The 21,853-nt window shown below is 66.5% G+C and carries 26 protein-coding genes; 15 read left to right on the forward strand and 11 right to left on the reverse strand.

The genetic code is table 11. The features are described 5' to 3' along the window. Position 1: 1 nt before the first annotated feature. Both grxC and R9X41_RS20910 read right to left on the reverse strand, forming a co-directional pair. Positions 2 to 262 (reverse strand): glutaredoxin 3, encoded by a 261-nt coding sequence (grxC, locus tag R9X41_RS20905; protein ID WP_318632362.1) that lies wholly within the window; start codon positions 260 to 262, stop codon positions 2 to 4. 60 nt (positions 263 to 322) lie between these two features. Then, positions 323 to 733, reverse strand: coding sequence for a rhodanese-like domain-containing protein (locus tag R9X41_RS20910; RefSeq protein WP_318632363.1), 411 nt, complete (start codon positions 731 to 733; stop codon positions 323 to 325). Positions 734 to 833: 100 nt separating this feature from the next. Between R9X41_RS20910 and gpmA the strand changes: the two genes are divergently transcribed. The 3 genes from gpmA to R9X41_RS20925 all read left to right on the forward strand — a co-directional run bounded on the left by gpmA (position 834) and on the right by R9X41_RS20925 (position 3,991). Continuing rightward, a complete protein-coding gene (gene gpmA / locus R9X41_RS20915) occupies positions 834 to 1,577 on the forward strand; it encodes a 2,3-diphosphoglycerate-dependent phosphoglycerate mutase (protein ID WP_318632364.1) in 744 nt (247 codons plus the stop codon). Positions 1,578 to 1,695: 118 nt separating this feature from the next. Then, a complete protein-coding gene (locus tag R9X41_RS20920) occupies positions 1,696 to 3,132 on the forward strand; it encodes a S41 family peptidase (RefSeq protein ID WP_318635294.1) in 1,437 nt (478 codons plus the stop codon). Positions 3,133 to 3,202: 70 nt separating this feature from the next. Continuing rightward, a complete protein-coding gene (locus R9X41_RS20925) occupies positions 3,203 to 3,991 on the forward strand; it encodes a HesA/MoeB/ThiF family protein (protein WP_318632365.1) in 789 nt (262 codons plus the stop codon). Here R9X41_RS20925 and R9X41_RS20930 read toward each other — a convergent pair. Beyond that, positions 3,981 to 6,002 (reverse strand): AsmA family protein, encoded by a 2,022-nt coding sequence (locus R9X41_RS20930; RefSeq protein ID WP_318632366.1) that lies wholly within the window; start codon positions 6,000 to 6,002, stop codon positions 3,981 to 3,983. The two genes, R9X41_RS20925 and R9X41_RS20930, sit on opposite strands and share 11 nt — an antisense overlap. Continuing rightward, the gene (locus R9X41_RS20935) at positions 5,999 to 6,670 is read right to left on the reverse strand and encodes a lipocalin family protein (protein ID WP_318632367.1); all 672 of its coding nucleotides are present in this window, start codon (positions 6,668 to 6,670) and stop codon (positions 5,999 to 6,001) included. Before R9X41_RS20935 ends, R9X41_RS20930 begins: the two co-directional genes overlap by 4 nt. Positions 6,671 to 6,949: 279 nt before the next feature. On the opposite strand from R9X41_RS20935, the gene R9X41_RS20940 reads away from it, so the two are divergent. Continuing rightward, entirely contained in the window at positions 6,950 to 7,378 is a 429-nt protein-coding gene (locus R9X41_RS20940) for a response regulator (protein WP_318632368.1), read from the forward strand. Positions 7,379 to 7,454: 76 nt separating this feature from the next. Here the strand turns inward: R9X41_RS20940 and R9X41_RS20945 are convergent, their stop codons facing one another. Next, positions 7,455 to 8,087, reverse strand: a complete 633-nt coding sequence (locus R9X41_RS20945) for a response regulator (RefSeq protein WP_318632369.1) — start codon at positions 8,085 to 8,087, stop codon at positions 7,455 to 7,457. Positions 8,088 to 8,240: 153 nt separating this feature from the next. On the opposite strand from R9X41_RS20945, the gene R9X41_RS20950 reads away from it, so the two are divergent. From R9X41_RS20950 to R9X41_RS20980, 7 genes are all read left to right on the forward strand, one after another. Then, on the forward strand, positions 8,241 to 9,554 hold the full coding sequence (locus R9X41_RS20950; protein WP_318632370.1) for a CHASE3 domain-containing protein: 1,314 nt from the start codon (positions 8,241 to 8,243) through the stop codon (positions 9,552 to 9,554). A 188-nt stretch (positions 9,555 to 9,742) separates the two neighbouring features. Continuing rightward, entirely contained in the window at positions 9,743 to 9,907 is a 165-nt protein-coding gene (locus R9X41_RS20955) for a DUF1328 domain-containing protein (protein WP_318632371.1), read from the forward strand. A gap of 63 nt (positions 9,908 to 9,970) precedes the next feature. Beyond that, a complete protein-coding gene (locus tag R9X41_RS20960; RefSeq protein WP_318632372.1) occupies positions 9,971 to 10,363 on the forward strand; it encodes a hypothetical protein in 393 nt (130 codons plus the stop codon). Positions 10,364 to 10,408: 45 nt separating this feature from the next. Next, positions 10,409 to 10,783, forward strand: coding sequence for a hypothetical protein (locus R9X41_RS20965; protein WP_318632373.1), 375 nt, complete (start codon positions 10,409 to 10,411; stop codon positions 10,781 to 10,783). Next, on the forward strand, positions 10,780 to 11,277 hold the full coding sequence (locus R9X41_RS20970) for a hypothetical protein (RefSeq protein WP_318632374.1): 498 nt from the start codon (positions 10,780 to 10,782) through the stop codon (positions 11,275 to 11,277). Before R9X41_RS20965 ends, R9X41_RS20970 begins: the two co-directional genes overlap by 4 nt. A gap of 117 nt (positions 11,278 to 11,394) precedes the next feature. Further along, positions 11,395 to 11,709 carry a BON domain-containing protein gene (locus tag R9X41_RS20975; protein ID WP_318632375.1) on the forward strand — a complete coding sequence of 105 codons (315 nt, stop codon included), beginning with the start codon at positions 11,395 to 11,397 and terminating at the stop codon, positions 11,707 to 11,709. Between the two features lie 138 nt (positions 11,710 to 11,847). Then, a complete protein-coding gene (locus R9X41_RS20980; RefSeq protein WP_318632376.1) occupies positions 11,848 to 13,047 on the forward strand; it encodes a zinc-binding metallopeptidase family protein in 1,200 nt (399 codons plus the stop codon). Positions 13,048 to 13,050: 3 nt separating this feature from the next. Here R9X41_RS20980 and coaD read toward each other — a convergent pair whose 3' ends face one another. From coaD to R9X41_RS21000, 4 genes are read right to left on the reverse strand one after another with little or no spacing between them, the layout of a single operon-like run. Then, positions 13,051 to 13,536, reverse strand: a complete 486-nt coding sequence (gene coaD, locus R9X41_RS20985) for a pantetheine-phosphate adenylyltransferase (RefSeq protein ID WP_318632377.1) — start codon at positions 13,534 to 13,536, stop codon at positions 13,051 to 13,053. Between the two features lie 30 nt (positions 13,537 to 13,566). After that, positions 13,567 to 14,145: an RsmD family RNA methyltransferase gene (locus tag R9X41_RS20990; RefSeq protein ID WP_318632378.1), complete on the reverse strand. Its 579-nt coding sequence runs from the start codon at positions 14,143 to 14,145 to the stop codon at positions 13,567 to 13,569. Between the two features lie 20 nt (positions 14,146 to 14,165). Then, on the reverse strand, positions 14,166 to 15,506 hold the full coding sequence (locus R9X41_RS20995) for a M16 family metallopeptidase (protein ID WP_412556635.1): 1,341 nt from the start codon (positions 15,504 to 15,506) through the stop codon (positions 14,166 to 14,168). 17 nt (positions 15,507 to 15,523) lie between these two features. After that, positions 15,524 to 16,966 (reverse strand): M16 family metallopeptidase, encoded by a 1,443-nt coding sequence (locus tag R9X41_RS21000; RefSeq protein WP_412556719.1) that lies wholly within the window; start codon positions 16,964 to 16,966, stop codon positions 15,524 to 15,526. A gap of 96 nt (positions 16,967 to 17,062) precedes the next feature. On the opposite strand from R9X41_RS21000, the gene ftsY reads away from it, so the two are divergent. Continuing rightward, the gene (gene ftsY / locus R9X41_RS21005) at positions 17,063 to 18,367 is read left to right on the forward strand and encodes a signal recognition particle-docking protein FtsY (RefSeq protein ID WP_318632380.1); all 1,305 of its coding nucleotides are present in this window, start codon (positions 17,063 to 17,065) and stop codon (positions 18,365 to 18,367) included. Here the strand turns inward: ftsY and R9X41_RS21010 are convergent. After that, on the reverse strand, positions 18,330 to 18,590 hold the full coding sequence (locus R9X41_RS21010) for a hypothetical protein (RefSeq protein WP_318632381.1): 261 nt from the start codon (positions 18,588 to 18,590) through the stop codon (positions 18,330 to 18,332). The two genes, ftsY and R9X41_RS21010, sit on opposite strands and share 38 nt — an antisense overlap. Before the next feature lie 261 nt (positions 18,591 to 18,851). Here R9X41_RS21010 and R9X41_RS21015 point away from each other — a divergent pair, with 261 nt between their 5' ends. From R9X41_RS21015 to R9X41_RS21025, 3 genes are all read left to right on the forward strand, one after another. Further along, entirely contained in the window at positions 18,852 to 19,010 is a 159-nt protein-coding gene (locus R9X41_RS21015) for a hypothetical protein (RefSeq protein WP_318632382.1), read from the forward strand. Positions 19,011 to 19,214: 204 nt separating this feature from the next. After that, positions 19,215 to 20,156, forward strand: coding sequence for an RNA polymerase sigma factor RpoH (gene rpoH, locus R9X41_RS21020; RefSeq protein ID WP_318632383.1), 942 nt, complete (start codon positions 19,215 to 19,217; stop codon positions 20,154 to 20,156). Between the two features lie 81 nt (positions 20,157 to 20,237). Next, positions 20,238 to 21,230, forward strand: a complete 993-nt coding sequence (locus R9X41_RS21025) for a Bug family tripartite tricarboxylate transporter substrate binding protein (RefSeq protein ID WP_318632384.1) — start codon at positions 20,238 to 20,240, stop codon at positions 21,228 to 21,230. 9 nt (positions 21,231 to 21,239) lie between these two features. On the opposite strand, the gene R9X41_RS21030 is transcribed toward R9X41_RS21025, so the two are convergent. Further along, entirely contained in the window at positions 21,240 to 21,848 is a 609-nt protein-coding gene (locus R9X41_RS21030; RefSeq protein WP_318632385.1) for an SCO family protein, read from the reverse strand. Positions 21,849 to 21,853 lie beyond the last annotated feature (5 nt).

Below are 21,853 nucleotides of genomic sequence, written 5' to 3' on the forward strand. Positions count from 1 at the left end.
ATCAGGCAGGCTGCAGCAGGGCCGTCAGGCCCCCGCGGCCGTCGAGGGCCATGAGGTCGTCGCAGCCACCGACGTGGGTTTCACCGATGAAGATTTGCGGCACGGTGCGGCGACCGGTGCGCTCCATCATCGCGGCGCGGGCGGCCGGGTCGGAATCGATCCGGATCTCGTGGATTTCTTCCACGCCCTTGGACTTGAGGATCTGCTTGGCGCGAATGCAATAAGGGCAAACGGCCGTCGTGTACATGGTGACGTTTTGCATGGGGCTATTCCGCTTCGATGGTTGCAAGCGCCTCGGCGAGGGTCTGTTGCGACCGCCGCTTCAGGCTTTTTCGAGCGGCAGGTTAGCTTCTTTCCAGGCCTTGAGCCCGCCGGCCAGCACTTGAGCCTGTTCGTAACCCAGTTTCTTGACGGTCGACAGCGCACGCGAGGCACGGCCTCCGGTCGGGCAGACGATGATCACCGGCAAGGCCTTGTTCTTCACCGCGCCGGGAAGCTTGGCTTCCAGTTCGCCCAGCGGAATGTTGCGGGCACCGGCCAGGCGGGTGCCCGCGGCGAATTCCTCGGTTTCACGCACGTCGATCACGACGGCTTTCTGCTGGTTGATCAGTTGCACCGCGCGGGCCGGCGTGAGGTCACCGCCGACGGCGCCCCGGATCAGGGGCCAGATCAACAGGGCGCCGGATACGATGGCGATGAGAAAGAGCGACCAGTTGTCGATGACGAATTTCACACGGTTCCTTCATGGGCTGAGTCCTCGATTCTAGAATGTCGCGTTTTCCCCAGTGCCCCGGCTCCTCGGAGTCACCCTCGACCGCATCGAAAGGCGCCCCTTGTACAAGCTCGTTCTCATCCGCCACGGCGAATCGACCTGGAATCTCGAAAACCGCTTCACCGGGTGGACCGACGTGGACCTCACCGACACCGGGATCGAGCAGGCCAAGCAGGCCGGCCGGCTGCTGAAGGCCGAAGGCTACGACTTCGACATCGCCCACACCAGCGTGCTCAAACGCGCCACCCGGACGCTCTGGCACGTGCTCGACGAGCTCGACCGCACCTGGCTGCCGGTGGTGCACAGCTGGCGCCTGAACGAGCGCCACTACGGCGGACTGCAGGGCCTGAACAAGTCGGACATGGCCAAGCAGTTCGGCGATGAGCAAGTGCTGGTCTGGCGCCGCAGCTACGACACGCCGCCGCCGCCGCTGGCGTCCGACGACCCGCGCAGCGAAGCCGGCGATCGCCGCTATGCCAAACTGGCCGCCGGCGAGATGCCGCTGACCGAATGCCTGAAGGACACCGTCGCGCGCGTGCTGCCCTTCTGGAACGAATCCATGGCACCGGCCATCAAGAGCGGCAAGCGGCTGGTGGTGGCGGCGCACGGCAATTCGATCCGCGCGCTCGTCAAATACCTCGACGACGTGTCCGAGGCCGACATCGTGGGCCTGAACATTCCGAACGGCATTCCGCTGGTCTACGAACTCGATGCCGATCTCAAGCCACTGCGCCATTACTACCTGGGCGACCAGGAGGCGGCCGCCAAGGCCGCAGCTGCCGTCGCGGCGCAGGGCAAGCGTTGAAATTCACGCTTTTCCTTACACAGCGCTCCATCTGTACGGAACCCTTACGTAGCGCAGTATTCCTAGGTGTATATTGATTCGCGCCTTCGGGCTTTCGCATAGGTTGCACAGGGTTTCTATGAGCCAGAAATTGAAGACGGCGGGCTGGATTTCGGTAGGCGTCATCGCCGGCGCGCTGACGACCGTATCGCTGCAGACGGTCGCGCGGGGTGCCATGACGCCACTGCCGCTCGAAGAATTGCAGCAACTCGCCGCCGTCTACGGCATGGTCAAGACCGATTACGTCGAGCCGGTAGATGACAAGAAGCTGATCTCCGATGCCATTTCGGGCATGGTGGCCAGCCTCGATCCGCATTCGCAGTATTTCGACAAGAAGTCCTTCAAGGAATTCCGGGAAGGCACAACCGGCCGATTCGTCGGCGTGGGCATCGAAATCACCCAGGAAGACGGCTTGATCAAGGTGGTTTCGCCGATCGAGGGGTCGCCGGCCTTCCGGGCGGGCATCAAGACCAACGACCTGATCACGAAGATCGACGACACCGCCGTCAAGGGGCTGGCGCTCAACGACGCGGTCAAGCGCATGCGCGGCGAGCCGGGCACCAAGGTCACGCTCACGCTGTTCCGCAAGGACGAATCGCGCACCTTCCCGGTCACGATCACCCGCGAAGAGATCCGCACGCAGTCGGTGCGCGCCAAGATGATCGAGCCGGGCTACGCCTGGATTCGTCTCTCGCAATTCCAGGAACGCACGGTCGACGACTTCGTCACGAAGATCGACGACCTGTACAAGCAGGACCCGAACATCAAGGGCATCGTGCTGGATCTGCGCAACGACCCGGGCGGTCTGCTCGACGCGGCCGTGGCGGTTTCGGCAGCCTTTTTGCCGGAAAACTCCACCGTCGTTTCCACCAACGGCCAGCTCGCCGAGAGCAAGGCGGTCTACAAGGCGACGCCGGAGTTCTACCAGCGCCGCAGCGGTCCCGACCCCTTGCGCAGCCTGCCGGCCGCACTCAAGACGGTGCCGCTGATCGTGCTGGTGAACGAAGGCTCGGCTTCGGCCAGCGAAATCGTCGCCGGCGCGCTGCAGGACCACAAGCGCGCCACGCTGATGGGCAATCAAACCTTCGGCAAGGGCTCGGTGCAGACCGTGCGCCCACTCGGTCCGGATACGGGCCTGAAGATCACCACCGCGCGCTACTACACGCCGAGCGGCAAGTCGATCCAGGCGACCGGCATCGTGCCCGACGTGATGCTCGACGAGACGGCCGACGGCAATCTCTTTGCCGCGCTGCGCACGCGTGAGGCCGATCTGGAGAAGCATCTGGCCAGCGGTCAGGGTGCCGAAGTGAAGGACGAAGGGCGCGAGAAGGCCCGCGAAGAAGCGCGCAAGCGCCTTGAAGCGGAAGCCGAGTCCAAGAAGCCGCCGCCGAAGATGCCGGAATTCGGCACCGACCAGGACTTCCAGCTGAAGCAGGCGATCAACCGCTTCAAGGGCCAGCCGGTCATGGTCAGTAAGACGCTCGTCGAACGCAAGGACGAGAAGAAAGAGAACTGAGGCCGCCTTTCGCGGCGCCCAGGGCCCCGTACGGACCTCGTCCGACGGGGCCTTTTTCATGGTGAACCGGATGAACGACGACGAACTGCTGCGCTACTCGCGGCATATCCTGCTGGACGCGATCGGCATCGAAGGACAGGAGCGTTTCGCTCACGCGCACCTGCTCATCGTCGGCGCCGGCGGCCTGGGCTGCGCGGCCGGCCTCTACCTGGGTGCGGCCGGCGTCGGCCGCGTCACCCTGGTCGACGACGACCGCGTCGACCTGACCAACCTGCAGCGGCAGATCGCCCATGGCACGGCCAGCGTCGGCAGCTTCAAGGTCGATTCGCTCGCGGCATCCATCACGGCAATCAACCCGCTGGTCACGATCGAACGGCGGTACGAGCGCGCGGACGCGGCCTGGCTCGAGGCTCTGTTGCCGACCTGCGATCTGGTCGTGGATTGCTGCGACAACTTCGCCACGCGTCAACTCGTCAATGCAGCCTGCGTTCAGGCAGGCAAGCCGCTCGTGTCGGGTGCCGCCATCGGCTTCGACGGGCAGTTGGCTATCTATGACCCGGCGCAGGCCGACAGCCCCTGCTATGCCTGCGTGTTCCCGCCGACCGCATCGGTTGAGGAAGTCGCCTGCGCGACCATGGGCGTGTTTGCGCCTCTCGTCGGCATGATCGGTACCGCGCAGGCGGCGTTGGCATTGCAATGGCTGCTGGCACACGGCGCGCCCAAATACGCCCAAACGATGGCGGCGTCACGCGGCGGCACCTTGCGCATGCTCGATGGCCGCAGCCTCGAATGGTCGAGCATGCGCATCGCCCGCGACCCGGGCTGCCCGGTGTGCGGCGGGCGGCACCTCAACGGTTGACAGGCTTTGGTGCGTCGGTCTGCACCAGCAGGCGCTGGCAATCGGCGTCCTCGCCCGGACCGGTCTCGATAGTGGCAGCCAGCGCCAGGAAGGGATTGATCAGGCCGAGCGCGACCGCTGCCGCCGCCCTGCCCGCCAGCGCGCCCTTGTCGGGGAACGCCGACGGATCGCCCAGCGTGCCCTGGATGATCAGCGGCGAACGCAGGCTCAGGATGCTCATGTCCTTGGGCTGCGGCTTGAGCGTGATGTAGAGGCTTTCGTCCTGCAGGTTGATGCGGCCATCGCCGTTGACCACCGTGTCGGTCGTGTCGAAGACGATGCCCTTGCTGGTCATCAGGCCGTCTTTCACGTCGAAGGCCGCCGCGCCGCAACGCATGCGCACTTCCTTGTCGCCGCGCAGGAAGAACTTGATCACCTCGCCGCCGTCGAGGCCCACGAACTCCAGCAGGATGTTGCTGAACTGCCCGCTGCCCACGAGCACGCCGGTTTCGCCGTTGGCGTGGGCCAGCATGGTGGCGACTGAGTCGCCACGCGCCTTCAGGTCAACCCGCAGGCTGACATTTCCGAAGCTGCTCTTGCTGCTTTCAATGGCCGGGAAGAGGCGATTGATCTGCAGGGCGCGCGCTTCCAGCTTGGTCGATACCGCCGGTGGCTTCTGGGCGCTGTCGACATGGATGTTGCCCACGATATGCCCGCCCGCCACGCCGAGGTCCAGGGGATCGAGCACCAGCACGCCGTCGGTCAACTTGACGTGGACCTTGCCGCTGTCGAGCGGCAGCTCCTTGATGTGCTGGATCTTCTGCGCTGAGTAGCTCACGTCGGCATTCATGGCGTTGAGCTTTTCCAGGTCGAGCTTGGCAGTCGGCAGCACCTTGCCGCCTCCGCGCTTGCCCTTCTGGGCGGAGGCGGCCGTCACGGCCGGCACGGTGCCGGCCGAGCTCTCACGGCTGCCCTTGGTGGGCGTCGGCGCCAGGCCGATGACCGGCGCGAGATCGTTGAAGTCGAGCAGCTTGGACTGCACCTCGCCCGACAGCTTGGCCTTAGAACCCCCGCCGTCGTAGCGAAGATGACCGCCCAGGTCGGAGCTGCCGAGCTTGCCTTCCATGTCGGCCACATCCCAGGCGTCGCCCTGCTTGCGCAGATGGCCTTTGAGCGCATAGGGCGGTGTGTCCGGCAGCACCACGCCGATGAGCTGGTAGAGGTCGGCCAGGTTCTGACCCTGGATCTGCGCCTGTGCGTCCACGCCCTCGAGTGTGGACAGGTTGCCGATGCTGCCCTTGGCAGCCAACCGGGTCTGGCCGGCAGACGCCTTGAGCTCGACCGGAAACGGCGCCGTCTGCGCGCCCGGAGACAGTTGCAGCAGGCTGCCGGTGCGCCCGGCTGCGGCGAAGGGCTGTTTTTGCCAGGTGCCCTTGGCATCGAAGGTGAACGGCATCGCGCCGGGCACGTCCTTGTCCAGTTGCTGGTCGATGCCGAACGCCACCGTGATGTCGGCGCCCTTCTCAGCGGCCAGGAAATGCAGGCGGCCCCGGTCGACCAGGAGATGGCCGATGTCCGGCGTAGTGCTGGTGTCCGACGTGTCCTTGCCGAAGGCCCAGGTGCGCCGGCCGTCCGGCTCCATCTGCAAGCCGATCTCTGGCTGCTGCAGGGTCACCGAGGGCAGCACCACCTTGCCGCTGACCAACGGCCACAGCCGGATGCCGATTTCCGCCTTTTCGGCCTTCACCAGATAGGGATCCTTGGCCCAGGACGGGTTGGCGAATTCGATGCCGTCGGCGATGACAGTAGTCGTACGCCCCAGCTTCACGTCCAGATGACGGGTAATGGCGAAATGGCGTCCCGTCTTATCGCTCACATACCGGTTGATCGGGCCCCGCAACCAGTCCCACGGGAAGAAAATCACCAGCAGCACCAGCGCCAGCACGATGACGACCAACGTGACCAGGATGCGCGCGGCCAGGCTTTTGCGAGGCTCATGCGGCGCGGTTGGTGGTGATGTGACGGCGTTCATGGTTCGTCTCCGACGGATGGTGTTGTGGCGCCTGGCTCGCTGGGAGCGTGGGCAGGTGATTCGGCAGGTGATTCCGGGGGAGCCGTCGGCACCGCGTTGGGTTCGGTTTGCGTCGTGCGCACGACTCGACGGGCATCGAAGCCCAGCGCCGCCGCCCGTTCGATCCAGGCATTGATTTCCGCTTCGGGGCGTTGCGGCGAGCGGGACAAGAGCCAGAGATATTCGCGGTCTGGCGTGCCGACCAGCGCGGTACGGTAGTCCTCGTCGAGGCCGAACACCCAATAGTCGCCCCATACCGCTGGCAGCCAGGACAACCAGCGTGGCGCGAAGCGCACTTTCAGTTTTCCGGCGTCGCCATGGGTGCGCCGGGCATCCCCGGTTGCGATGTCCGCAGAAGCATCGCTGCGGTCACATTGATTGACGACTTGCAGGCGCCCGTCGGGCAAGGCCCGGTACTCCGCCGTGACGTTGGCTGCGCACTTTCGCTGAAAGCTGTTGGGCAACCTCGCCAACTCATACCACTTGCCCGCATAACGCGGCCAGTCGACATGGGGGACGACCGGCACCGCCACGGGCTGGGCGGCGAGCGTTGCAAGCGGCAGGATCGACATCCCCAACGCCAGCACCCATCGCATCGGTCGGCTGGGAATACGCAGTGCTGGAGGCATGGCGAGGGACGGTGAAAACCGCATGTAGGCGTCTGCTTTCTTCTTATCGGTAACAGACCCTGCATGGTGGGCGCAGGCACACCCGCAGACGGTCGTCCCAGGCGAGAAATGACCGTCGTCCCCTGCCTACAGCCCCGCGCGAAACGATCACACAATGACACACGCGACACCACTGGCACAATGTTCAGGCACGGCTCACAATGTTCGAACGCCGGCTTTTTCACTTGGGCCCCGGCCTGCGAGCCGAGGTATGCAATCGATCTGGATGGACGAAAAACCTTGGGATTGAGAACGTACATCGTTGAAGACAACGTCACGATTCGCGAGAACCTGATCGGTACGCTCGAGGAACTGGCACGGATCCAGACGGTCGGCATTGCGGAAACGGAAAACGAAGGCCGGCACTGGCTCGAGCACCATCCCGAGATGTGGGACCTGGCCATCGTCGACCTGTTCCTCAAGCAGGGAAGCGGGCTGGGAATTCTGGCCGCATGCAAACAGCGGCTTCCGCATCAAAAGGTGGCCGTCCTCAGCAACTACGCCACGCCGGATATCCGCACCCGTTGCGCGCAACTCGGCGTGGACGCCGTGTTTGACAAATCCAACGAGATCGACGCCCTGGTCGACTACTGCATCCAGCACAGCGTGCGCGCGTCGGCCGACGCGGCGAGCGCGACGACGGCCGACGCGCGACCCACTGCGGGCTGAACGCGTTCCGCCAAACGTGGCAAGGCCCTGGCAGCTCGCGCTGCCAGGGCCTTGTCGTTGAAGCGAAGCGCGGTGATCAGTCGATCAGCTTGTTCTTCAGTGCGTAGTAGGTGAGATCGCTGTTGGAAGCGAGATTCATCTTTTCCATCAAGCGGGTGCGGTAGGTGCTGACCGTCTTCACGCTGAGCGACAAGGACTTGGCGATGTCGCCGGCCGTCTCGCCCTTGGCGAGTTTGAGGAACACCTGAAATTCGCGCTCGGACAGCAGTTCGTGTGCCGGCGCGTCATCCTTGCGATTGAGCTGCTGGGCCAGCAGGTCGGCCACGGCCGGCGTGATGTAGCGGCGGCCCAGCGAGATGGTGCGCACCGCGTTCACGATCTCCATCGGATCGCATTCCTTGTTGAGATAGCCGCTGGCGCCCTGACGGATCAGGTTCATCGCGTAATGCTCTTCGGGATAGCCGCTGAGGATGAGGATGCCGACGTCCGGCGCCTTGGCGCGGATCATGCCGAGGGCGTCGAGGCCGGTCTGGCCGGGCATCGACAAATCCATCACCAGGACGTCTATCTCGGTAGTACGGATGAGGTCGATGGCTTCGCGGCCGTTGGAGGCTTCACCGACGACACGAAGATCGACGTGGTCCGAGAAAAACTGCTTGAGACCTGAACGCACGATCGCGTGGTCGTCCACAATTCCGATTTTGATCATTTAGAGTCTTCCTGGGCTGCCCGGGACGGGATCGCGGGCACAATGCCTGAAGCCAACACGCTGAGGCGTCGTTTAAGCTTTCCTGTCGATTATTCACGAAATATCCCACGGGACTCCGAGTTTTCGATGCGAAGGTTTTCTCTGCCAAAACTGATGATCAGCCTGCCCGCCGCGGTCCTCGCGGCCGTGGTGCTGGTGGGCATCAACGAGACGGGATACCGGCGCTCCACCGAAGCGCTCGAAGAGATCGAACGTGCCCAGCAGACCCGTGTCGAACTCAGCCGGCTGCTGCAGCAGATGCTCGACGCGGAAACCGGCCAGCGCGGCTTTCTGCTGACCGGCGACGAGCGCTACCTGCAGCCCTACAGCGGCGCGACCGCCGGCCTCAACCAGACCATCGACCGGCTGCGCAACTCCTACCTCAAGACGCCCGAAGAGATCGGCAAGCTGGCCGAACTGTCGCGCAACATCTCCCGCAAGCTCGCCGAGATGGACCTCAGCGTGCGGCTGCGCAAGCAGGGCAACGATGAAGCCTGGCGCTTCATCCTGCTGACGGACGTCGGGCGCGAGCACATGGATTCGATCCGTGCCCAGGTCACCCAGCTGGTGGAGAGCCGCTCGCAGGCGGTCGATGCGGGCCAGCGGCAGGTGGTTCAGGCGCTGCAACTGGCCAGGCTCGGCATCGCGGCCGTGGCGCTGATCGGCCTGCTGGCGTTCTACATGTACCTGCGCCAGACCCGCGCGCTCGAAATCGCCGGACGCCAGCAGCAGGAAGAACTCAAGCGCGAACGCGATCGCCTGGGCGACCAGGTGCGCGAGCGAACCGCATCGCTCGCCGAACTCGCCACCCATCTCCAGCAGGTGCGCGAGGACGAACGCGCCTACCTGGCGCGGGAGCTGCACGACGAGCTCGGCTCGCTGCTGACTGCGGCCAAGCTCGACGTGGCTCGCATCAAGTCCAAGATCGGGCCGGACAACGTCGAGCTGCAGGCCCGGCTTCAGCATCTGACCGAAACGCTCAACAGCGGCATCGCGCTCAAGCGCAACATCATCGAAGACCTGCGGCCATCATCGCTCTCCAACCTGGGGCTGGTGGCCGCGCTGGAAATCCTGGCGCGCGAAACCGGTGACCGCAACAACCTCAGCATCCACTGCCGTCTCGAGAAACCGCCGCTCGACGACTCCGCCCAACTGACGGTTTACCGCATGGTCCAGGAGGCGTTGACCAACATCAGCAAGTACGCCCATGCGCACGAGGTGCAGGTGCGGGTCGGCGTGCATCCGACCTATGTGCTCGTCGAGATCCAGGACGACGGGGCGGGCTTCGAGAAAGAACGCATCGACCCGTCCACCCATGGACTGCAGGGCATGCGCCACCGGGTCGAAACCGCCGGCGGAAGGCTCACGATCACGACCGCTCCGGGCGCCGGCACGCGCGTCACCGCAACGTTGCCGCACTCCGCCTGAAGCGTCCCGCCCGACGGGTTAGGGCGCTAGTCGGTCGCTAGTCGGTCAACTCCTACAGGGGGCGGCCTCCGGGGATGACACCCCTGCGCGCCAGCAGCCGATCGGGTCCGAAGCCCTCGGCATCTACGCTATGACCCATGCTGAACAGACCCCTGTTTAGCGGCCAAACCAACCTTGAGGAGAACAACATGCTGCATTACGCTGTGGTGTTTCTTGTGATCGCGCTGATTGCCGCCGTCTTCGGATTCGGTGGCATCGCCGCCGGTGCCGTCGGGATCGCCAAGGTTCTGTTTTTCGTGTTCGTCATCATGGCGATCGTCAGTTTCGTGGTCAGCCTGGTCCGCCGCGGCTAGGTCCCGTCACCTGATCGTTTCCCGAGTCCGTCCATCCATCAACAACTGAATCAGGAGCACTTCATGACCCTCAACACCACCAAGGCCGCCAACACCGTTCGTGACGCTTCGGACGACGCGCTGCAAAGCGCCCAGAGCGCTGTCGAAACCACCCGTGGCTACGCCAACGAAGCGCTCGACAAGGCTGGCGAAAAGGTGCGCGACCTGCGCGGCAGCGTGGACCCGTTGGTCGACCAGATCACGGCCAAGGTGCAACAGCTGGCCAGCCGTGGCTTCGAATACGCCCACGACGCCAAGTCGCGTGCCCAGCAGCAGATCACCCGCTACGGCGACGTCACCGGCCGTTATGTGGCCGAGCAGCCGGTCAAGTCTGTGTTGATCGCCGCGGCCACCGGCGCCGCCATCGCTGCCGCGATCCTGATTGCCACGCGCAGCAACAACCGCAACCGCTACTGATCCGCGACCTGACGACCTTCTGCCCGCGACCCGACAAAGACGACCATGCTGCATCCCGTGTTCAAGCTTCTCATCCGCAAGCCGGAACTCGTGATGGAGCATCTGGCAGGCTACGGCTCGCTGGTCCACGAAGAGGTCTCGGACGTTGGTGTGCAGCTGGGAACCCGGCTTGCAGCATGGGGCGCCATGGTCGTCATGGCGTCGGTCTTCGTCACGCTCACCGGCGTGGCCGTGATGATCGGGTTTTCGACCGGGGCCTTTCACTGGGCACTGTTGGTCGTACCCCTGATTGCACTTTTGGCCACGCTGGGTTGCTACCTCTACGCTCGAACACCCATGCCGGCCACCCGATTCGATAGCCTCAAAGCCCAGATCGACGCCGATGTGCAGGCACTGCGCATTGCCGGAGAAAACCGGTGAGCCGCCCCGAAGGCCCCGTCGAGCCGACCGCCAAGCAGCGCCTGCAGGCGACACGCCAGGCCATGATGAACGAGCTCGTTCCGTCCACTCGCCCCAGCGCGCCCCGAAAGTCGATCGAGCCGCTGGTGCAACGCCCTTCAGCCGACGCCTCCCCAGAACAACTCGGATATGAGGCAGCCATCGGTCAGGACGAAGCGGATCGACTGGACACGGGTACCGGATGGTTTTCGGTGGCTCGCCGTTCGCTCAGGGCCTGGTGGGAGTTCCACCCCGTCCGGGTGGTCGGCTCGATCGCCGAACCGGTGCTGGTCGAATACGCACGGCAGCGCCCGCTCAAGCTCATGGGCATCGCGGCGGGCGTCGGTGCCGTCCTGGTCATCACACGACCGTGGCGTCTGGTGTCGATCGGCGGCCTCGCTGTCGCGGCACTCAAGTCATCGCAGGTTTCCAACTTCGCCCTGTCGCTGTTAAGCAGCCGGGGTGGCAAAGGTTAGCCATGCAGACCCATTTTTCTTCCATGCCGGGCATCGCGCATCGTGCGACGCGAAATCCGGTCCATCCACTGTCGCACTGATCTTTCGAACAAGACTCCACAATCCGAGGACACCATCATGAAGTACGCACGCGCCCTTGCTTTCGCCGCCATCGCCGGCGTCACCGTTGTCACCGCCGGCTGCTCGGTGGCCCGCCATCAACAGACCGTCGGCTCCTACGTCGACGATGCCGGCATCACCACCGCCGTGAAGGCCAAGATGGCCGAAGACAAGTCGGTCTCTGCTTCTTCCATCAGCGTCGAGACGCTGAACGGAACGGTGCAGCTGTCGGGCTTCGCCAAGTCGCAAGCCGAGAAGAACCAGGCCGAAGTCATCGCGAAGAACACCAAGAACGTGCGCGACGTCCGCAACAACATCGTCGTGCGTCCGTAAACAGGACCCCGCGCGGCGCCGGACCGGCCCGCGCGGACCTGACAGGCCAGGCAGGCTGGAGTCACGACTCCTCGCCTGCCTTTTTCATGCCGCTCGCAACGGCTCGCCCCTTCCTGTCGTGACCCGAAGCAGAACACCATGAAGATCTTCAATTGCGATAACTGCGGCCACCCCGTTTTCTTCGAGAACGTGCAGTGCCTGAATTGCGGATGCGCCCTGGCCTTCCTGCCCGACCAGCTGTCGATGGCCGCCCTCCTCGCACCCGCAGGCCCCGCCGCCGACGGCTCGCCGGGCCTGTGGGTGCGCAGCCATCCGCCCGAGGGCGTGCCGCTGCAATACCGGATGTGCCTCAACCACGACCTGCACCAGAGCTGCAATTTCGCGGTGCCGCCGGAAGACCCCAACCACCTGTGCGTGTCATGCCGCCAGACGCGTGTATTCCCCGACCTGTCCATCCCGGAAAACAGCCAGCGCTGGTACCGAATCGAGGTAGCCAAGCGCCGCCTGTTCTACACACTCGCGCGACTCGGCCTGGCATCGACCACGCCGCCGGCCGCCGGCAGCATGCAGGACGGACCGGTCTACGAATTCCTCGCCGACGTACCGGGCGGGCCACGCGTGATGACTGGCCACAACCAGGGCCTGATCACGCTCAACATCGCCGAAGCCGACGACGACGAGCGTGAGCGCCGCCGTGTCCAGCTGGGCGAGCCCTACCGCACACTGCTCGGCCACCTGCGCCATGAGTCGGGGCATTTCTATTGGGACCGGCTGATCCGCGAGGGCAATCGCATCGATGATTTCCGCGCGGTCTTCGGCGACGAATCGCTCGACTACCAACAGGCGCTGCAGGCCCATTACGCAGCCGACCACAGCGCCAACGAGTGGCAGGTGGACTTCGTCAGTGCCTATGCCACCTCCCACCCCTGGGAAGACTGGGCAGAGACCTGGGCGCACTATCTGCACATGGTCGATCTGCTCGAAACTGCTGCGGCCTATGGCACGCAAGTCGAGGTCCCGGGCATGTCGGGCGGCACTGGGAGCGGACCGGACACGGTGACCAACCCCTTCTCTTCGGCGGTGACCGACTTCGACCAGCTGGTGCAGCAATGGGTGCCGGTGACCTTGATGCTCAACAGCCTCAACCGCAGCCTGGGTCAGGACGACGCCTATCCCTTCGCGCTGTCGCAGGGTGCCCTGCACAAGCTGCGCTTCGTGCACGACGTGATCCACCAGGCGGTCGACATTCCCTTGATCGATGACAAGGCCGACATGACCAAGCCGGCCGACTCGCAGCCTGCGGACACGACAGCTCCAGCCGCCGTGCCTGCGGCCTGAAAATCAGCGGCCGACCTTGGTCATCAGCCGCTGATGGACGGCGGGCGACACGAACTTGTCGACCTCGCCGCCCAGTTGCGCGATCTCGCGCACGAAAGTGCTGGAAATGAACTGGTACTTGTCGCCCGGCGTCAGGAACACGGTTTCGACGTCGGGCATGAGCGTGCGGTTCATGCCGGCGAGCTGGAACTCGTAGTCGAAATCGGTCACGGCCCGCAGGCCACGCACCATGGCCCGTGCACCGCGCGCGACCACGAAATCGCGCAGCAGCCCGGCAAAACTTTCCACCTCGACATGTCCGTAGGGCGCCACCGCCTCTCGAACCATCGCGATGCGTTCCTCCAGCGGAAACATCGTCTTCTTGTGGTGGCCCGCAGCGACCGCCACGATGACCCGGCCGAACAGCTGGGTGGCCCGGCGCACCACGTCCTCATGGCCGAGGGTGATCGGGTCGAAGGTGCCGGGGTAGACGGCGATGAGAGGGGCCATTCGGCGATGCTCCTGGATGACGTCGCGCGATTATGGCGAGCGACGCAGCAGATGCGCATGCACCGCGCCGGCCCGCACATGGCGGTCGAGGGTCCAGCCCAGCGGAGACAGGCGCTCCTCGCTCCAGGCTTCGGGCGCCTCCAGGTACACACGGCCCTCCGCCGCGAGCCCGACGGCGGCCGCCTTGAGGGCTGCGCCGAACAGGTCGGCCTCAAAGGGCGGATCGATCAGGGCCAGATCCCAGGCGGCCGGCGCCTCGCGCAGAGCCGCGATGCCGTCGCCGCGCCGCACTTCCACGGTCGGTGCAGACAGACGTGCGGCGATTGCCTTGATGGCTGCCACCAGCTTCACGTCCTGCTCGCACAGCAGCACCCGTGCCGCGCCGCGCGAGGCGCATTCGAGGCCGAGCGCGCCGCTGCCGGCGAAGGCGTCGATGCAGCGCCAGCCAGTCAGGTCCTGGCCAAGCCAGTTGAACAGCGTCTCGCGTACGCGGCCCGGCGTGGGGCGCAGGCCGGGAAGATCGGGCACCGGCAGCGGCGTGCGCTTCCAGGCACCGCCGAGGATGCGCACCTCGCCGGGCCCGCCGTGCGGCCTGGGCGATGCGAGCATCCTGGGATTGCCAGGCTTCCTCATGACGCACCTCCGACCACCACGGTGACCATGCGCTCGGGCTGCAGCACCCGCTGAAAGGCAGCGCGGATGTCCGCCACACCGACCGCTTCGACCCGTGCGGTCCAGGTGTCCAGATAGTCGAGCGGCAGGTGGTTCCAGGCGATGTTGGCGACGTTGCCGACCAGCTTGGCATTGCTGTCGAGCCGCAGCGGAAAGCCGCCGACGAGGTTGTCCTTGGCGGCCTTCAGCTCCGCCTCGGTCGGGCCGTCGGCCACGAACGTCGCGAGCACCTCGCGAACCACGCCGACCGCCTGAGCGGCCTGGTCCGGCCGCGTCTGCAGGCCGATGGTGAAGGCGCCCGCGTCGAGTGCCGGGTCGAAGCTCGAATACACGCTGTAGCTCAGCCCCCGCTGTTCGCGCACCTGCTGGGTGAGGCGCGACACGAAGCCGCCACCGCCGAGGATGTAGTTGCCGACGGTGAGCGCGAAGTAGTCCGGATCGGCGCGGGCGATGCCCGGTTGGCCGATGTAGACGTGCGCCTGCGCCGACTTGAACGGCTGGCGGATGTCCTGTGCCAGCGCCAGCGGCTGCACGCGCGGCACGGCCGGCAGGGGGGCACAGGCCTGGGCCTTCAGGCGCGAGAGCAGCGCCGAGGCGAGCTGGTCGGCCTGGCTGCGGTCGAGCGCACCGACGATGCTGATCTTGGCGCCGCAAGGCCGAAGGCGCGCATGGAATTCGCGCATCGCGGCGGTAGTGATGGCCTGCAGGCTGGCTTCGGTGGTTTCGCTGCCGTAGGGATGTTGGCCGAAGACCGCCTTGTCGTAGAGACGGGCCGCGCGCGTGCCGGGCCGCGTCTCGGCCTCGCGCAAGGCGGCGGCGATGCGTTGGCGCTCGGTGGTCCAGACCGCATCGGGGAACGAGGGTTCGCCGATCTGGCGTGCCGCGAGCGCGGCAGCTCGGGCCAGCAGCGCCGGGTCGGCGAGCGAGCGCAGTGTGAAGCTGAAGCGGTCGTTGCCCGCTCCCGCGCCGAACTGCGCACCGAGGTCGGCCCAGGCGTCGTCGAGCGCGTCCTCGTTCATCGGGGGCGCGTTGCCATCGGCGCGCACACCCTTGTCGAGCATGCCGGCGGTGACGCTGGCGAGGCCGGCCATCGGCGCGGGTTCACGGCGCGAGCCGGCGTCGAAGTCGATCTGCGCGTCGATGATGGGCACCGCCCGGCTTTCGACGAAGAACACTTCGGCGCCGTCGGGGCGCGACCAGTGCTCGATCGGCAAGGCCGCATGCGCGGTGGCGGCCATCACGGCCAGGCAGGCGGCGAGCAGGCGCAGGCCGATGGAGAGAGAGGGTCGTGCCAGCATGGATGTCCTGCGTTCGTTCAATGGACCACCGCGCCCGGACGGGCTTCATCGGCTTGCGTGCGCGGAAGCTTGGCCGGATCGCGCGGCAAAGGCACCAGGGTGCCGACGGTCAGCTGGTCGTCGCCGAAATAGCGCGACGCCACCGACTTCAGTTGATCGGAGGTGACGGTTTCCAGCCGGTCGAGCAGCTGGCTGTCGGCGTCCGGCGGCAGGCCCTGGACCCAGTTGCTGCCGAGGTCGCGCGCCTGCGAGAAAACCGAGTCGCGCTGGAAGATCTCGCCCGCACGCCATTGCGTCTTGACCCGGCGCAGCTCGGCCTCGTCGACGCCCTCGCGGGCGATGCGCGCCACCTCGCCGCGCAGCGCGGCTTCCAGCTGGGCAGCCGTGTGGCCCTGGGCCGGGATGCCGGCGAGGTAGAACACCCGAGGGCCGCGCGCCACCGGCGAATAGGAGGCGTCGACGCCATCGGCCACGCGCTTGGGGCCACGTGCCAGGGTGCGTCCGAGGCGGGCACCGGAGTAGCCGTCGAGCACGGCCGACAGCATGGTCAGTGCCAGAGCGTCCTGCGAATCCGGGGTCTTGATCGCGTCGGGCTCCAGCGATTCGAGCCCGGGCGCGCGGAACGCCATCGCCACGTAAGCCTGGTCGGCCGGCGCGCGGAAGTCGAACCGGCGCATGCCCACCTGTGGCGGCTCGGGGCGCGGCTTGCGCGCGGGCACCGCCGCCGAGCTTGCGCGGCCGTAGGTCTGCTCCGCCCAATCGCGCACCTGCTGCACATCGACATCGCCAGCGATGACCACCGCTGCATTGGCCGGCACATACCAGCGCCGATAGAAGTCGCGCACGTCTTCAGCGGTGAAGGCGGCGATGTCACCCATCCAGCCGACCACCGGCCGGTGGTAGGGCGACGCGGTCCAGATCTGCGCGGAGAGCGCCTCGTAGAGCCGGCTGCGCGGGTTGTCTTCGGTGCGCATGCGGCGCTCTTCGGCGACGACTTCGCGCTCTTTCAGAAACTCCGCGTCGGGCCAACTGTTGTGCGCGAAGCGGTCGGCTTCGAGCTTCATCACGTCCTGCAGGCGATTGACCGGTACCTGCTGGTAGTAGCCGGTGTAGTCGGCGGTGGTGAAGGCGTTCTCCCGACCACCCAGCGCCGCGACCCGCCGCGAGAACTCGCCGACCGGCACGTCCGGCGTGCCCTTGAACATCATGTGCTCGAGCATGTGGGCGATGCCCGAGATGCCGTCGACTTCGTCCATGGCGCCGGCGCGCACCCACAGCATGTTGACCGCCGTCGGGGCTCGGCGGTCGACGCGCACGATGAGCGTCATGCCGTTGGACAGGGTGAACTGCTGCGTCTCGGCCCGCACGGCCGGGCGTGCCGGGGATGCGAGCGCCGACCCGGAAGGCGGCGTGTCGGGGCCCGTGGGTTGGGCGACGGCATGTGCCGTCGCAACGACCATGGCGGTCAGGAAAAGCAGGCCGCGCGAAGCACGACGGGCGGCTCTGCCGCGCTCGAATAGTCGTTTCATAGAATGGTTGATTCTAAGAACGCGCCCATGTTCAGTTTTTTCAAGAAAAAGCCACCGACGCCCGCGCCGGAACCCACACCATCGCCGCCAGCGTCTTCGGCGGAGGAGCCGGCTGCCGCCGGTGCCCTCGGCTGGCTGAAGAACCAGTTCGGCCTGGCGCCGCCACCACCCTCGCCCGCTCCGGCCCTGGCGCCGGTCGAGCCGCCGGCACCGCCGGCCTGGTCGCCGGCAGCGACGCCTGCGCCGACGCGCGCACCCGAACCCGCGCCGGCTCCGATCGTCCAGCCACCGGCGCCATCGGCCGTGCCGACTCCGGTGCCGCCAGCGCCTTCGCCCGCTGCGGTCGCGCCATCCGTCGCCCCCACTCCGCACTTCCAGCCCACCATGCCGGCGACGCCGGTCTCACCTGTTTCCGCCGAGCTGGCAGCGCCCGAACGCGCCGGCTGGATGCAGCGCCTGCGCGGCGGCCTGCGCAAGACCAGCGGCAGCATCACCTCGGTCTTCGTCGGCGCGCGGATCGACGACGCGCTCTACGACGAGCTCGAAGACGCCCTGCTGATGGCCGACACCGGCGTCAAGGCCACGCAGCACCTGCTCGACGACCTTCGCCGTCGGGTGAAGGAACAACGCAGTGGCGACCCCGCGGTCGTCAAGACGCTTTTGGCCGACGCCATCGCCGACCTGCTCAAGCCGCTGGAAAAAAGCCTGGAAGTGGGGCGCCACACGCCCACCGTGATCATGGTCGCGGGCGTCAACGGCGCCGGCAAGACGACCTCCATCGGCAAGCTCACCAAGCACCTGGCCGACGCCGGCGCCACGGTGCTGCTGGCAGCGGCCGACACCTTCCGCGCCGCCGCCCGCGAGCAACTGGGCGTGTGGGCCGACCGCAACCTGGTCGAGATCATCGGCCAGCAGGGCGGCGACCCGGCGGCGGTCAGCTACGACGCGGTCACCGCCGGCAAGGCGCGCGGCAAGGACGTGGTGCTGGTCGACACCGCCGGCCGCCTGCCCACGCAGCTGCACCTGATGCAGGAGCTGCAGAAGATCAAACGGGTAGTGCAGAAGGCCGACGCCAGCGCACCGCACGAGGTGCTGCTGGTGATCGACGGCAACACCGGCCAGAACGCGCTGGCGCAGGTGCGCGCCTTCGACGACGCGCTGGGCCTGACCGGCCTCATCGTCACCAAGCTCGACGGCACCGCCAAGGGCGGCGTGCTGGCCGCCATCGCGCAGGAGCGGCCGATTCCGGTCTATTTCGTGGGCGTGGGCGAGAAGCTCGAAGACCTCGAAACCTTCAACGCACGCGAATTCGCGCAGGCCCTGCTGGGCTGAGTCCGGCTGCCCGGCTTTGTCGGGCCGCGAGTGCCAGGGGGCGTTCGGCGCCCGGCAGCCGGAACACGGTGCGCTCGATGGTCTGGCCGGCGGCGTCGACCTGCGTCGCGCCCTGGGCCGTGCTGGCGACGCTCTGCGCCACCAGCCCCTTGATCTCCCGCGCGGCCTCGACCGCCGCGTGGAGCGCCACGATGTTGGCCTGAAAGGCGATGCTGTCGATCATCCCGAGGTGTCGCCCACCCGGGCCACGTTAGCCCAGGCCCATGCCCACGTGGGCCTTGCCGGGAGTACACGACGACGCCACGCGCCTCGCCCGGCGGCAGGTCGGCCGTCAGTGCGGCACCTGCCTCGGCGACCCTGGCCCGCTCGGTCTGGAAGGCCTTCCAGGTGGCGAGCAATGCGGAGTCGGCACCGCCCAGCAAGCTGTTCTTCCATTTTTATTCCGGGTCTTGAAGGCGGCCTCCGTCGCCCGCATCTCCCGTTCTTGAGACACGTTTTCTGCACGTCGACCGAGAAGGTGTCGAGGCAATGGCAAGGCCTGGATGCGGAACAGCGCAGCGAGCAGCAGGAGCAGCAGGAGCGTCAGGTACGCGGCTCGGCCGCCGCAAAGCGTAACCACGGGCCGCGCCTGATCGACGAGTGACTTTTGTGCGACTGCGCTTGTCTGCCGAGTCGGAATTTTCCGCTCTTCCGCAAGCGTCTTTCCTACGGATGCGGCGCTCGCCCGCGCGCTGAATAAATCAACCCCCTGGCGCTATCCATTCGATAGGAAGGTGGGGAACTCGGGCCTTAGCACTCTCTCTAACCGAGTGCTAATATGGTTCGCTATGAGGAAAGGATGCCTGGTATGAACTACCCCGCTGGAGCTGCCACTGCCGTCGCCACCGCCAATCCGTGGTCGATGGTGCCGCCCCTGGGCAACCTCGACGCCTATATCTCGGCGGTCAACCGCCTGCCGCTACTCACCCTTGAGGAAGAGCAGCGTTTCGCCCGTGAGTTGCGCGACGAGAACAAGGTCGAGTCCGCCGGTAAGTTGGTGCTCTCCCACTTGCGCCTGGTCGTGTCGATCTCGCGCCAATATCTCGGTTACGGCCTGCCGCACGGCGACCTGATCCAGGAAGGCAATGTCGGCCTGATGAAGGCCGTCAAGCGATTCGACCCCGAACAGGGCGTGCGGCTGGTGAGCTATGCCCTGTACTGGATCAAGGCCGAGATCCACGAATACATCCTGAAGAACTGGCGCATGGTGAAAGTGGCCACCACCAAGAGCCAGCGCAAGCTGTTCTTCAACCTGCGTTCGATGAAGCAGGCCTTCAAAGCCAACTCGGCGCTGGATGTGGAACTCGACACCCACCGCGACACCCTGAGCGCGAGCCAGGTGGAAACGGTGGCCGAGCGCCTGAACGTGAAGCCCGAGGAAGTCACCGAAATGGAGATGCGTCTGGCCGGCGGCGACGTGCTGCTCGACCCGTCTCCGTCGGACGACGGCGAGCAGGCTTTCGGCCCGATCGCCTACCTGGCCGACGTGGCCCACGAGCCGACCGCCATGATCGAATCGCACCAGCGTGACGTGATGGCCACCGACGGCATCGCCACCGCGCTGGAGGCGCTGGACGACCGCAGCCGCCGCATCGTGGAAGAGCGCTGGCTCAAGGTGAACGACGACGGCTCGGGCGGCATGACGCTGCACGAACTCGCCGCCGAATACCACGTGAGCGCCGAGCGCATCCGCCAGATCGAATCGGCCGCCATGAAGAAGATGAAGAAGGCGCTGGCCGAATACGCCTGAGGCCGGGCCGCTTCTGCCCCGAGGGGCCGTTTCCGCGAGGAAACGGCCCCTCGCGTTTTTCTGCGGCACACTCCGCAGCCCATGAACAAGACCGCCACTCGCCGCGCCGCGCTGCTCGCCCTGGCCGCCACCTGGGCCGGCGCCCGCGCCCAGGCGCCGGCCGGCCCCAAACCAACGCTCTGGCCGACCCGGCCACTGCACATCGTGGTGGGTTTTCCGGCGGGATCCTCGCCCGACATCACCGCCCGCACGCTGGCCGAACCGCTGTCGCGTGCGCTCGGCCAACCGGTGATCGTCGACAACAAGGTCGGCGCCGGCGGCAACATCGCGGCGGAGTTCGTGGCGCGGGCCACGGACGACCACACCATCGGCCTGATGATCAACGGCAATCTCACGATCGCCCGGCTGATCAATCCCCGCATCCATTACGACCCGCTGCGCGATTTCGCCCCGATCGGCCTGATCGGCACCTCGCCGCTGGTGCTGGCGGCGCCCATCCAGTCACCAGGCGCCGACGCCCGCGCCTTCCTTCAGGCGGCGCGGCAGGCAGGCGACCGCTGGAGCTACGGCACACCCGGTGTGGGCACGGTCGGCCACGTGGGTATGGAACTGCTCAAGCGGCGCCTGCGGATAGCCCCGGTGCATGTGCCCTACCCCGGCTATCCGCAAGTGGCCAACGCGATGATCGCGGGCGAACTGCAGCTCGCCCTGCTGCCACCCAGCCTCGCGGCGGCACAGGCCCGGGCCGGCAAGCTGCGCGCGCTCGGCGTGACAGCCCGCACCCGCAGCACGCTGGTGCCGGAAATTCCGAGCTTGAAGGAAGCCGGCGTCGACGATTTCGAACTGGAGATCTGGAACGCGGTCGCGGCCCCCGCCGGCATGCCGCGTGCGGTGGTCGAGCGGCTGTCGACCTTGTTTTCGGAGATCGTGCGCACGCCCGACATGCGCACCCGGCTGTTCCAGCAGGGCTGGCAGGCGGTGGGCGGATCGTCGGAGGGCCTGACGCTGCGCATGCGCTCGGACGCCGTGACGATGGGCGAGGTGATCCGCAGCGCGCGGATCACCGCCGAATGAGGCGCCGGCTCAGGCCTGCTGCTGCAGCAGCAGCTTGATGTCGGCCGCCAGCGGCGCGCTGCCGCCGCCGTACTTGGCGTAGAGCCGCAGCCGGCCCTGGGGGTCGTAGAGGTAGGTGGCGGCGGAATGGTCCATCGAATAGCTGCCCGGCGCGGTGCCTTCGACCTTCTTGTAGTAGACCTTGAAGTCCTTGGCCACGGCGACCAGCTGCTCCGGACTCGGCCGCAGCGCGATGAAGCCGGGGTCGAAGTTGGCCATGTAGGCCTGGAGGATCTCGGGCGTGTCGCGCTCCGGATCCACGGTGATGAAGACCGTCTGCAGCTTGTCGGCGTCGGCGCCGAGCTGCGTCTTGATCTCGACCATCTCGGCCAGCGTGGTCGGGCACACGTCCGGACACTGGGTGTAGCCGAAGAACACCGCGACCACCTTGCCCTTGAACTCGTCGAGCGTGCGGACCTTGCCGTTGGCGTCCGGCAGGCTGAAGCCCTTGGCGTATTCGGCGCCGGTCAGGTCGACCGCCTGGAAGGCCGGGCCGGGTGGCGCCGCCTTGGAGCAGGCGGCCAGGACGGCAGCCAGGCCGGCGCCGGCGGTCATGCGGAGAAAGGTGCGAGTCTTCATCGGCG

Source organism: Xylophilus sp. GOD-11R, assembly GCF_033546935.1.
Lineage (GTDB): Bacteria > Pseudomonadota > Gammaproteobacteria > Burkholderiales > Burkholderiaceae_C > Xylophilus.